We start from the raw sequence: 12,110 nt of genomic DNA on the forward strand, positions 1-12,110 counted from the left end.
AAAAATTTGTAAACACTATCTTCTGTATAACCTATTTTTGGAGGGCATTTCATCATGAATACTCATAAGGCTGAATTAACGGCTTCAGAAATATCTAATTTATGGACTTCTTATCAAAACGATACAATGGCAAAATGTGCAATTCTTCATTTCATTGCAAATTGTGATGATGAAGAGATTCTTTCTGTATTGAAGTACGCGTTATCAATATCAGAATCTCATATAGAAAAGGTCACAAAAATATTCGAAGAAGAAGGATATCCTATACCCAAAGGTTATACAGACGAGGATTTGAATTTGGAAGCACCAAGACTATTTACTGACAAATTATATTTATTATATATCGTCAATATGGGCAAATTTGGTTTGAGCTCCTACGGTCTAGCTTTATCCATTGTTGTAAGAGAAGATATTCTTGAGTATTATACAAATTGTTTAGATGAAACGAAAAAACTGCATAATGAAGCAAAAAGGCTGGCCGTCAAAAAAGGGGTACTAGTTCGTCCGCCAATTATTCCAAGACATGAGCAGGTAGACTTTGTTAAGAAACAAAACTTTTTGACAGGCTATTTTGGGAACCGTAGACCCTTACTTGGAGTTGAAATTGCAAACCTCCATTATAATGCAGAACGTAATGCTTTGGGACTTGCAGTGATTATAGGTTTTAGTCAAGTCGTGAAGAAAAAAGAGGTTCGTCGCTATTTTGAAAGAGGCAGGGATATTTCACAAAAACATTTAGAGGTGTTTAATTCTATATTAGAAGAAGAGTATATGAGCGGTGTAATGACTGAGGCACAAGAGGTGACAGATTCTACGGTTGCACCTTTTTCAGACAGACTGATGATGTATCATATTACTGCGTTAACAGCTTCTGCGATTGGTCAATATGGAATCTCTATGTCAACAAGTCCACGACATGATATAGGCGTTATGTACGAACGGCTAAAGATGGAGATTGTTCATTTTTCTGATGATGGAGCGAATATCATGATTAAAAATGGGTGGTTGGAACAGCCACCAATGGCAACAAATCGAAAAGAGTTAGCTAGGGAAAAAAAGAACTAGTAGTGTAGAGTCAAAATTGTAGAAAACTGATAAACAAACGTTTGCTTAGTTAAGAAAAAATGAAACTAAACAAACGTTTGTTTTATTTTGGGATATGAGTATTCACCTAATGGGAATTTGTAAACAAATGTTTGATTGAATCAAAATTAAGAGCTAGACTAACGTATGACAGGATAATAGTTATATTTTTAGATGAATTGAGTATCAAATGATTTGTTTAGTGAAATATCTATTTGTAACAGTAATGGCAATATTTTTTTATTCCCAAAAAAAATTACAAATAAATTGAAATATTGATTAAGTTCAATACACCATTTAATGGTGTAATGTGTTAAAATAGTTGATAATATTATCAGAATAGTATAAGATTTCGATTATCAATTATTAAGGTTTATCTTAAATGAAAGCTGGGATTAACATGACGACAGAGTTTGCAATCGATATTACCCTAACAACAAAGAAAAAAGAAATTCCCCCATTTGACCAGTTGGTGTTCGGAACAAGTTTTTCTGACCATATGTTTATGTGGGATTATACGGAAGGAAAAGGCTGGCATGATCCAAGAATTGTACCCTACCAACCTATTACCTTAGATCCGGCAGCATCCGTTTTCCATTACGGTCAAACTGTTTTCGAAGGATTAAAGGCGTATCGTACAGAGAATGAAGAAATTTTGTTATTTAGACCAGATCAGAATATGAGTAGGTTCAATCGTTCTAACAAGCGTTTAGTCATGCCGCAATTTGATGAAGGATTTGCATTAAATGCGCTGAAGCAGTTGATCATGATTGATAGAGACTGGGTTCCAAATCTACCAGGTACTTCGTTGTACATTCGTCCTTTTATGATTGCTACCGAAGCACATCTAGGCGTTGATCCATCTACTAACTATACGTTTATGATTATTTTATCGCCAGTAGGTTCTTATTATGAAGAAGGTATCAATCCAGTGAAAATAGCTGTGGAAAATGAATATGTTCGTGCAGTTGCTGGAGGTACGGGAGATGCGAAAACAGCAGGGAACTATGCAGCTAGTTTATTAGCATCTGAAATTGCTAGTGAAAACGGATATTCTCAGGTCCTATGGCTAGATGGTAAAGAAAGACAATATGTTGAAGAAGTGGGAAGTATGAATATCTTCTTTAAGATAAATGGAGAGGTCGTTACTCCAGCTTTAAATGGTAGTATTCTTGATGGGATTACACGAAAATCCATTATTGAACTTTTAAAGTATTGGAATGTACCTGTAACAGAGCGAAAAATCTCCATTCATGAAGTCCAGCAGGCTTATAACGATGGAAAATTAGAAGAGGTCTTTGGAACAGGAACGGCGGCTGTGATTTCACCAGTTGGGGAGCTTTTCTATAATAACGAAAAACTAGTTATTAATAATGGTGAAACGGGAGCATTATCTAAAAAGTTATACGAAACATTAACTGGCATCCAAAATGGAACGGAACAAGACCCATTTGGTTGGTCTATCAAATTATAAAAATGGGAATAGTGCTTACCTTAAGAGGTAAGCACTATTTTTTTGTTCATAGGAAAAATAGTGGGTCACGGGGACAGGTTCCTTGTCCCACCACACCGTATATGAATCTAAAAGATTGTTAGCCAATAGATAAAAGTAGTAACGAGCAAACCTACATATGCCCAAGATAGCTTGCGTAGCCATGTTTTGGATTGAAAGGTAGTAAATAAAAATAAGATTGGTACGAGTGTCCAAGGCAGCAAGAGTATAAGACTTATTACAAATAATCCGATTGAATATCCGAGAGAATCAGTTCCAAATGATAGTTGCGCTACGTATGCCGGTGCACCTAATCCAATAGGAGAAACGAGAAGCAGGAGATAGCATTTAAGTCGGAAGGTTAGGAAAAAGGTTAATAGGGATTCTTTGTCATAGAAGCTGAATTTCAATCTAGGATTGAATTTGAAATTTGAGAGTGGTTCACGAAGCTTTTCAGGAACTAATTGCATTTTTATCACTCCTCATTGATTAGTAGCTGGGCTTAAGTATATTATACGTGTTTAATAGTAAAAAGTTTTACAATAGTACTAAAATATTCCATTTTAATAGAAAATATGATAATTATAACGTTCCATAATATATTTAGGGCCAAACCGAGGTGGTTTGGCCTGTTTTTGAAATTATTGTAAGTCTAGCTCTACTTCTAAATCCGAGAATACATCGTAAGTAGCATCATACATTAAAAACTGTGAGGATTCCGGATTCTTTACTTTCGGATAGGTTACCTCAAGAAGGTTCTCTTGTTGTTTATAAGATATTGCTCGATACTCAGTGTCATTATTGCGATCTTTTATTATCGGGAAGATCGGCAATAATGTTTCCATATTATAAGACACAATTGTCTCACCAGCATTTTCTTTAATTGCAGCTACCTTAATTTGAGAATTAGTTTCTAAAACTGCGCCTTTTAAAAATGGGGCAGTAATTTCATCCCATATATATCCGTTGTCATCAATCTTTTCACCTTTAAAAGTTACAATATATGGAACGACTTTATATAAATAAAGGTTCTTGTTTCTTGGAATTTCGACCTTTTCTTGTACCGTTAGTTCTGGTGCTTCTAGTTGATATGAATCATTACCACTTCTCCTTATATAATCCTCCAGAAATACGATTCCGTCCGAACCAAGTGCAATAATCGACATTTCAAAATGACTGTAATCAGAATAGGATTTTTCTAGCATTAGTGTAGTTCTTGTGTTTAATTGCAAATGAGATGGAGTAAGAAGAGCTTGGTTGATTTTAAAAATGTTTCCTTTCTCGTCTATTTTTTCAGCTACGCTAGATTTTTTGATATATTCTTTTTCTTTTTGCAAATCAAATGTAAAAGCCCAATTTCCCTCGATATTATTGATGGATTTGATACGAATTTCTATCTCTGGATGTTCTGGAAATCTTTCTGATGTTTCAAATTGGAATATGTCACCGGAATCAAATAATTCGTTTGTGCCCATTCCACTATACCCGTGATTACCTCTATATTTTCCATTAACAAATAGGTCCAAAGAAATGGAAGTTTCTTTAATAAATTTCATTGAACCGGTTAAATCTAAACGATAGGAAATGGCCATTTGCTGGCTGTCTAGATAACCTTCTTCAAGGATTACCTTTACTCCCTGATCCTCCGACTCTAGAGATAGATTCTTTGTCCTTCCTTCCATGGCCATTCTTTTAAGCCCGGCATCACCGACATTATATAAAATACTATCAGCATATTGGATTTTTTCGGCTTGTTCTTGGCTACTAAATTGAGTTTCCTTTTCGGGTGGTCCAAAATAATATGATGTAAATAATAATCCTCCAATTGCTAAAATGAAAATGGAGGCGATGCTAGCCAGTGCATTCGGCATTTTTAATAGAGAAGGTTTCCTCCGTTTATTACCAGATGATAGAGCGACTTGGATAGTTTCATTAAGCTTTTCAGTAGGTACAGATACTTTATCCACCATACTTTTAATATCTTGACGAAGCTTTTCCATATGTATCTCCTCCATTTTCAAGTTTTTCCTTCACTAATTGAAGTGTCCGATGCAATTGGGATTTTATTGTACCTTCCGGTTTACCCAAAATTTCAGAAATCTCGATGATGGAGTAGCCGTAATAGAAACGTAAAAGTAATAATGTTTTTTGCTGTGGTTTTAATTTTTCAAAGACAATACCGATATCTATTGTCATAATCGAATTGTTTTCTTCATTCCGTCCGGAGTCGAAACAGTCGGTTTCTAAAGGAATAACAGTTCTGGCTTTCCTTATATAGTCGATAGCTGTATTAATTAGAATTCGAGTAATCCATGTCGAAAAATAATGAATATCTTTCAATTTATCAAACGATTTAAAGCCCTTTATGACTGCATCTTGTACTATATCTAGGGCATCTTGTTCATTTCTTACATATGAATAGGCAATTTTATAGAGTTTTTCTTGATCATTTTTTATCAGTTCTTCAAAGGAATAATCCTCGGAATTGGTATTCTTGAAAATGGATTTGAAAATAGACATATGCCAGGGCCCCTCCTCACTAGCTTTTATTTTACTATGAATTTAACAGTATAGACATGATTGCTTAGTCCGGACCTAAACGACTGTATACTTATTAGACATAGTTATTCTTTCATTCGTTCCATTATTTTGTCTAGGTACTTCATACACCAAGTTTCTAAATTTGATAAAGTGACTAAATTCATAAATAATAGGGGTAGTTAATCAAGTAAGTAAAAACAACTAACTACTATAAAAAAGTAAACACAGGGGGTACTCGTAATGGAAATTGGAATTAGTACATTTGTTGAAACAACGCCAGATCCTCGGACAGGTGAGGTTATCAGCCATGCTCAGAGAATACGCGAGGTTGTGGAAGAAATAGTTCTTGCAGACCAAGTTGGATTAGATGTATTTGGAGTAGGGGAGCATCACCGAGAGGATTATGCTGCATCAGCTCCTGCAGTTGTGTTAGCTGCAGCTGCATCTCAGACGAAGAGAATTCGTTTAACAAGTGCAGTTACCGTGCTCTCTTCTGCTGATCCTGTTCGTGTGTACCAAGACTTTGCTACACTTGATGCAATTTCAAATGGTCGTGCTGAAATTATGGCAGGGAGAGGCTCTTTTATCGAATCCTTCCCACTGTTTGGTTATGATTTAAAAGATTATGATGAGCTCTTTGAAGAAAAATTAGATTTATTATTGCAGCTACAAAAATCCGAGATTGTAACCTGGCAGGGAAAGCATCGACCAGCAATACATAACCGAGGCATTTATCCAAGACCCGTGCAAGACCCATTACCGATCTGGATCGGAAGTGGCGGGAATCAAGAATCAGTTGTTCGTGCAGGACTATTAGGCTTACCCCTTGTACTAGCGATCATTGGAGGAAGGCCGATACAGTTTGCACCATTAGTGGAGTTATATAGGAAAGCAATCGCCCATGCAGGACATGATGTAACCAATTTACCAGTTGCGTCTCATTCTCACGGTTTCGTTGCAGAGAGTTCAGAAATTGCAGCAGAAAAATTCTTCCCATCCACGCAACAGGCAATGAACAAACTTGGAAGAGAACGAGGATGGGGTCCGTATACCCAGGATACCTTTGACTATGCGCGCAGCTTTGAAGGTGCACTATACGTAGGTGACCCTCAATTCGTTGCAGATAAAATCATACACTTACGTAAAAATGTTGGGGTTACACGTTTTATGCTTCATTGTCCGGTTGGTACAATGCCACATGAGGATGTTATGCGATCAATTGAATTATTGGGGAAAGAAGTTGCACCACGGGTAAGAGAAGAAGTAGCGAAATGGGAAGCGGAGAACGAAGCGAAATAATTGATTGTAAATAGAGGGGACCAGTATGAATCAACTATCTCATAAACAAGTAGCATCAGAATGCTTCAATAAAGTTTGGGATTTACTTGATATGCCCAACCGTACAGAAAAAGAAGCAGAGGAAATGGTTCACCTTTGCCATACTTCATTCTGGCACTGGAGTCAGGCAAAAGAGCATACAGAACAAAATCTATCTATTGGATATTGGCAGCTTTCAAGAGTGTATGCGGTGGTAGGAAACGGAGAACAAGCCCTATACTATGCAAATCGATGTATTGAAGTGAGTATAAAAGCAGAGCTTGCACCATTTTATATTGCGTATGCATATGAAGCCCAAGCGAGAGCATATATCGTACTTGACCGGAAGAAACTAGCTGAAGACAGTATCGTTCTCGTCAAAAAGCATACGGAACAGGTAATAGTAGAAGATAGTAAAAATCTACTAGTAGCAGAGCTTGCTGAATTATTGAGAAAAATATAGCCTTATACAGGAATATTTTCTGTAAATTACTGGGATATTACTATTGAGGTGAAGTATATGAAAAAAATAGTAGTGTCCTTGTTAACTCTTTTCATCCTATTCCCATATCAAATCAGTGCACAAGCGAATGTGGAATGTCCGAATGTGAATCAGTTAGAGACGACCTCTTTAACAAACAAAGATGAACTGATTCAAGCTTTGGATCAAATTGTACCTACTACATTTGGAGAAAGTGATTACGGAAATCACTTCTCAGAATGGGAAGTAGTTACGGCTCAGCCGTTGAATGAAAAGGCTGAGAAAGAATATAAAATGTCTACAAAATACTGTGGCCAAGCTGTAGCTGATAAATCTTGGTTGGTCACACTGCATTTTCCTAGATGGGAAGGGAAAAGTGAAACTGCAACAAAGGGTCAAATTTTCTTAGCGAAAAACAAAGATGACGGTTGGTTCGTGTGGTATAGAAATCAATAGCATCTTTAAAAGAAAGGCATAAAACGCTTGGTTCCTCAATGGACCAAGCGTTTTAAATGTGTTAAAGAAAGGCAAGCTTACTAAATATTTTTATATGAAATAAGATGAATGCATGACTATGATTTATTTCTTGTCACCCTTGCTTCAACTGATTGTTTCAACAATTGATGTCCAAATACAGCTACCCCAGCTGCAATGATTCCATTCAATACGGCCTCCACTGTAAAACCAAAAAAGAATGATCCGCCAAGTACTGAAATAACTAGTAAGATCCAAGTGATTGACCAGTTTGGAATTCTTGGTGTTTGTTTTAAGAAATAGCCAATTACCCATAGCGCAGGAACTAACATGTAATAATTTTCGTGTAAAAAATCAAGCAAGTCCATGGTTGTCACCTCCTTAGTCCCATCGTATGCATTGAAATAACCATGTGCTTGTACTGATATACCTATGTGAAAAATTTATATGAGAATACCCAATTATTGTATTGACGATTGTTGTATCAAGGAACATAATAAAAGTGAGTAATCACTCACTTTTATAAATTAGGGGGGGCACTATAAATGAGCAATACTGTAGAAATCAATAAGATCAGTAAGAGCTTTGGTAAAAAGATAGTGTTAAACGAGATCGACCTTTTGATTGAACAAGGGCGGATCTATGGATTTATCGGACCCTCAGGAGCCGGGAAAACCACATTAGTAAAAATTATTGTAGGGATGGATTCACCTGATAGCGGAGCAATTCAAGTTTTAGGAAAGAAAGTTCCTAATTTAGAACTGTTGCAGGATATAGGTTACATGGCTCAATCTGATGCTTTATATTTAGAATTAACTGGAGAGGAAAACCTCGCATTTTTTGCTTCACTTTATAGGTTGAATCGTGCAGAAAAAAAGGAACGAATTGCGTACACATCGAAGCTTGTCAATCTTACGGAGGATCTAAATAAAAAGGTTTCGACTTATTCGGGTGGGATGAAACGTAGATTATCACTAGCTATTGCATTGATTCATAATCCGAAACTATTAATTTTAGATGAGCCTACCGTGGGTATTGACCCGGAGCTTAGACTCAATATTTGGAATGAGTTAATTCGATTAAAGAAAGAGGAAGGTAAAACGATAATTGTCACAACCCATGTCATGGAAGAGGCAGAGAGATGTGATTATATTGCAATGGTGAGAGACGGTCATATTTTAACTAGAGGGACACCGGAAGAATTAAAAGAAGCCTATCATGCAAGAAATTTTGACGAGGTATTCTTACATGCTGGGAGGGCGAGACTATGAGAACATTCGCGCTTATAAAAAGAATAGTTCAGCAGTTACTTCGTGACAAGCGGACATTGGCTTTATTATTTGTTGCACCACTTCTAATCTTGTCTCTCATGTATGTAATGTTTAATGGAGATTCAGTTGAACCTACATTAGGGGTAGTTAGTGTTGAAGAAAACCTTGTCGAGGCTTTAAAAGAGCTAGACATTAAAATAAAAGAATACGAGCAAGTTACAAATTCGGAAAAGACGATAATAGATCAGAATCTTGATGGATTGCTTGTCATGGAAAATAATCAGGTTCTACTTACGTTAACAAATAGTGATCCCATGTCAGCGAAGGCATTGCAGATGAAGGTAAACCAGGTTATTGCTGCTCAGGCACAGGAAGGGCTAGTTAATCAAATTCCTAATCTCAGAGATTTCCCTAAAACTGAAATGGGAATAATTTATGTGTACGGAAGCGAGGAAACCGTGTTTTTTGATGTGCTAAGTCCAATTTTAATTGGCTTTTTTGTATTCTTTTTTGTATTTCTAATATCAGGTATAGGACTGTTAAAAGAAAGAACAACTGGAACATTAGATAGGTTGTTGTCTACTCCGATTCGTAGGGAAGAAATTGTGACAGCGTATTTAGTTGGATTCGGAAGTTTTGCTATTATCCAAACTATTATTGTCGTTTTTTTTGCCGTTACAGTGTTGGACGTAACTTTAATAGGTTCGATATGGAATGTTCTTTTAATTAACTTATTATTGGCGTTGGTTGCTTTATCCTTAGGAATACTATTATCCGCTTTTGCCGCTTCTGAATTTCAAATGGTACAATTTATTCCTGTAGCGGTCATTCCGCAAGTCTTTTTTTCTGGAATTATACCACTTGAAGGAATGGCTACCTGGTTACAGGGAATTGCAAAAATTATGCCTTTATATTATGCTGCAGATGCATTAAAGGGTGTCATGTATCAAGGTCTGGGGATAGCTGATATAAGCTTCAACCTTCTAGTGTTAGTGATATTTGCGACAACTTTTATTATTCTTAATGTATTGGCATTGAAAAAGTACCGAGCAATGTAGGTAAGGAAGTGAACATATTTGTCAAAAGATAATCTACTAGATGCCCTAATCGAACAAACCAAATTATCGAAAAAACAAACTGACAAACAACAGAAAATTATTGAAACAGCTATAAAATTGTTTGCTGAGAAGGGCTATGCAAATACATCTACAAGTGAGATTGCAAAAGCTGCAGGAGTAGCAGAAGGCACAATTTTTCGTCATTATGGCACAAAGGATAATTTGTTACTTTCCGTTATCCTCCCATTTCTAAAAGAAGCTTTACCGAGTATGGCTGAAAATGTGTTTAGAGAGGTATTGACCGAGGAAACCTTACATTTTGAGGATTTTTTAAGAGGATTGTTCAAAAACAGAATGAAGTTCGTCATTGAAAATAAAGAAATCTTTCAAATTATCGTTAAGGAATTAGTATATAGTGATGCGTTGAAACAGGATATTGCCCCTTTTTTCACTGAAAATGTAATAAAAAGAATTGTTCATGCAATTGACATGTTTAAGGAACGTGGTGATATAAAGGACTTACCGGCAAACACAATTCTAAGAATGCTAGTAACTGTATTTGGCGGGTTTCTCGTTTCCACTTTTATTCTTGCACCACCTCCGGACCGAATTGATATTGACAAAGAGGCAGAAAATCTAGTTGACCTGATTATGAATGGGATCAAAAAGTAAAGGAAGATGATCTTGTAAAAAAAGCATTAGAGGAGGAAGAACGATGATAACAAATATTGGAACAGTTGCGATTTATGTAGATGATCAACAAAAGTCTAAGGAATTCTGGGTAGAAAAAGTAGGATTTGAAGTTACAGCCGAAAACCAAATGGGCCCAAATGCATTTTGGCTTGAGGTAGCTCCTCAAAATGCCAAAAGTCGACTTGTCATTTACCCGAAATCGATGATGCAAGGATTTGAAAATATGAAGGCATCGATTGTCTTTGATTGTGACAATGTGCTCGAAACATACGAAAGCATGAAAGCAAAAGGTGTCGAATTTAAAGGTGAGCCTCAACAAATGCAATGGGGTTCTTTTGTACAATTCAAGGATGAAGACGGTAATGAATTTCTTTTAAAAGGATAAAAAAGGTAGAAGCCTTGCCCAATAAGTAGTTGTGGCAAGGCTTCTTTTTACATGGATAGAGATGTAGAATGACCTTTTCGATTTGCATGCTCTTTCTTACCATGAAGGAAAAAGTAAAGTCCTGAACTGAGTAAGGCAAATACGCCTAAAAGTAGATAAAGGTTACTGTACCCTGTTAGTGGAACAAGAAAGCCTAATAGATAAGGACCAAACCCTAGGCCGGCATCTAAAAATATAAAGAATGTTGAGGTTGCAAGACCCATGCGATGAACGGGAGTTAGTTTTATCGCAACAGCCTGGGTACAAGACTGCATATTTCCAAAACCAAGTCCTATAAGAGCACCGGAAATAAGGAGCATGATACTATTATGTGCTGTACCTAACAAAAACAGTCCGATAGCAAGTAGGATAAATGCTGGATACATGATATAGTTTGCGCCCTTTACGTCCATTAAGCGACCAGTGAATGGACGTGATAATAAGATGGCAATAGAGTAAACAAGAAAGAAAAAACTAGCAGCCGTAACTAGTTCAATTTCAATCGCATAAAAATTAATAAACGAAAGAACACTGGCGTAACAAAGTGAAATGGCTAAGGTCACGAATGCGATTGGTAGTGCTTTTGGCTCTACAAAATTGGAAAGCTTAAAGCCAGCCATCTCAGTTCTATCACTCTCTTGTTGTTCGATTGGTGGTACATTTAGGATGAATGAAGTGAGCAGGCTAATGACACCTATTATAAGGCAAAGACTGAATATAGCCTGGAAGCTAGTGTTCTGACTCATATACAATCCAATAAATGGACCAATAGCAGTTGCTAATGTGGTACTCATACTAAAATAACCAATGCCTTCACCTCTACGGTTAGGGGGAATGATTTGAGCAACAATTGTACCAGTTGCGGTGCTTGCAATACCAAGTGTAATTCCATGTATAAAACGATTTAGGAGTAGGAAAGTAACACCGGCATGTACAAAATATAAAAAGGTAGCACATGTGAAAAGGACCAAACCAATAAGTAGTGTTTTTTTACGTCCAATACGATCTAGATATCGGCCAATAAATAAACGTCCAAGTAACGTTCCGACAATAAATATCCCCGTTACAAGTCCTGCTTGACTTGTGGAAGCTCCAAACTCATCAACCGCGTAGACAGCGATAATGACAACTAATAGATAAAAAATGAAGGTAATGAGAAAATTGATGGAGGAGACAACGATAAAATCCTTTGTCCACAGTTTTTGTTTTATTTTATCCAATGTAAAAAACTCCTAACTATTAAAAACTAAAAAAATAGTTACCGAGGTAACTATTT

Annotated in this window: 14 protein-coding genes; 9 read left to right on the forward strand and 5 right to left on the reverse strand. The window is 36.4% G+C overall.

Annotated elements, in window-relative coordinates:
- Positions 1 to 54 precede the first annotated feature (54 nt).
- Complete coding sequence (locus tag ACWNMY_RS13110) at positions 55 to 1,065, forward strand: DUF3231 family protein (protein WP_449538709.1); 1,011 nt, start codon at positions 55 to 57, stop codon at positions 1,063 to 1,065.
- A gap of 400 nt (positions 1,066 to 1,465) precedes the next feature.
- A complete protein-coding gene (locus ACWNMY_RS13115; RefSeq protein ID WP_449538710.1) occupies positions 1,466 to 2,557 on the forward strand; it encodes a branched-chain amino acid aminotransferase in 1,092 nt (363 codons plus the stop codon).
- A gap of 107 nt (positions 2,558 to 2,664) precedes the next feature.
- Here ACWNMY_RS13115 and ACWNMY_RS13120 read toward each other — a convergent pair whose 3' ends face one another.
- The 3 genes from ACWNMY_RS13120 to ACWNMY_RS13130 all read right to left on the reverse strand — a co-directional run bounded on the left by ACWNMY_RS13120 (position 2,665) and on the right by ACWNMY_RS13130 (position 5,095).
- On the reverse strand, positions 2,665 to 3,045 hold the full coding sequence (locus ACWNMY_RS13120) for a hypothetical protein (RefSeq protein WP_449538711.1): 381 nt from the start codon (positions 3,043 to 3,045) through the stop codon (positions 2,665 to 2,667).
- 171 nt (positions 3,046 to 3,216) lie between these two features.
- Positions 3,217 to 4,575 carry a hypothetical protein gene (locus ACWNMY_RS13125; protein WP_449538712.1) on the reverse strand — a complete coding sequence of 453 codons (1,359 nt, stop codon included), beginning with the start codon at positions 4,573 to 4,575 and terminating at the stop codon, positions 3,217 to 3,219.
- Positions 4,550 to 5,095, reverse strand: coding sequence for a sigma-70 family RNA polymerase sigma factor (locus ACWNMY_RS13130; protein ID WP_449538713.1), 546 nt, complete (start codon positions 5,093 to 5,095; stop codon positions 4,550 to 4,552). The genes ACWNMY_RS13125 and ACWNMY_RS13130 overlap by 26 nt, the downstream gene beginning before the upstream one ends.
- A gap of 261 nt (positions 5,096 to 5,356) precedes the next feature.
- On the opposite strand from ACWNMY_RS13130, the gene ACWNMY_RS13135 reads away from it, so the two are divergent.
- From ACWNMY_RS13135 to ACWNMY_RS13145, 3 genes are read left to right on the forward strand one after another with little or no spacing between them, the layout of a single operon-like run.
- The gene (locus tag ACWNMY_RS13135; protein WP_449538714.1) at positions 5,357 to 6,415 is read left to right on the forward strand and encodes an LLM class flavin-dependent oxidoreductase; all 1,059 of its coding nucleotides are present in this window, start codon (positions 5,357 to 5,359) and stop codon (positions 6,413 to 6,415) included.
- Positions 6,416 to 6,440: 25 nt separating this feature from the next.
- Positions 6,441 to 6,896, forward strand: coding sequence for a hypothetical protein (locus tag ACWNMY_RS13140; protein WP_449538715.1), 456 nt, complete (start codon positions 6,441 to 6,443; stop codon positions 6,894 to 6,896).
- Positions 6,897 to 6,953: 57 nt separating this feature from the next.
- Positions 6,954 to 7,370, forward strand: a complete 417-nt coding sequence (locus tag ACWNMY_RS13145) for a hypothetical protein (protein ID WP_449538716.1) — start codon at positions 6,954 to 6,956, stop codon at positions 7,368 to 7,370.
- A 116-nt stretch (positions 7,371 to 7,486) separates the two neighbouring features.
- Here the strand turns inward: ACWNMY_RS13145 and ACWNMY_RS13150 are convergent, their stop codons facing one another.
- Positions 7,487 to 7,756, reverse strand: a complete 270-nt coding sequence (locus tag ACWNMY_RS13150; protein ID WP_449538717.1) for a phage holin family protein — start codon at positions 7,754 to 7,756, stop codon at positions 7,487 to 7,489.
- Between the two features lie 177 nt (positions 7,757 to 7,933).
- On the opposite strand from ACWNMY_RS13150, the gene ACWNMY_RS13155 reads away from it, so the two are divergent.
- The 4 genes from ACWNMY_RS13155 to ACWNMY_RS13170 are packed head-to-tail and all read left to right on the forward strand — an operon-like array spanning position 7,934 to position 10,795.
- A complete protein-coding gene (locus tag ACWNMY_RS13155; protein WP_449538718.1) occupies positions 7,934 to 8,659 on the forward strand; it encodes an ABC transporter ATP-binding protein in 726 nt (241 codons plus the stop codon).
- Complete coding sequence (locus ACWNMY_RS13160; RefSeq protein WP_449538719.1) at positions 8,656 to 9,717, forward strand: ABC transporter permease; 1,062 nt, start codon at positions 8,656 to 8,658, stop codon at positions 9,715 to 9,717. The genes ACWNMY_RS13155 and ACWNMY_RS13160 overlap by 4 nt, the downstream gene beginning before the upstream one ends.
- 18 nt (positions 9,718 to 9,735) lie before the next feature.
- Positions 9,736 to 10,389 (forward strand): TetR/AcrR family transcriptional regulator, encoded by a 654-nt coding sequence (locus tag ACWNMY_RS13165; RefSeq protein WP_449538720.1) that lies wholly within the window; start codon positions 9,736 to 9,738, stop codon positions 10,387 to 10,389.
- Between the two features lie 43 nt (positions 10,390 to 10,432).
- Positions 10,433 to 10,795 carry a VOC family protein gene (locus tag ACWNMY_RS13170; RefSeq protein WP_449538721.1) on the forward strand — a complete coding sequence of 121 codons (363 nt, stop codon included), beginning with the start codon at positions 10,433 to 10,435 and terminating at the stop codon, positions 10,793 to 10,795.
- Between the two features lie 47 nt (positions 10,796 to 10,842).
- Here the strand turns inward: ACWNMY_RS13170 and ACWNMY_RS13175 are convergent, their stop codons facing one another.
- Positions 10,843 to 12,054 (reverse strand): MFS transporter, encoded by a 1,212-nt coding sequence (locus ACWNMY_RS13175; protein WP_449538722.1) that lies wholly within the window; start codon positions 12,052 to 12,054, stop codon positions 10,843 to 10,845.
- Positions 12,055 to 12,110: the final 56 nt, after the last annotated feature.

Source organism: Ferdinandcohnia sp. Marseille-Q9671 (assembly GCF_976954385.1).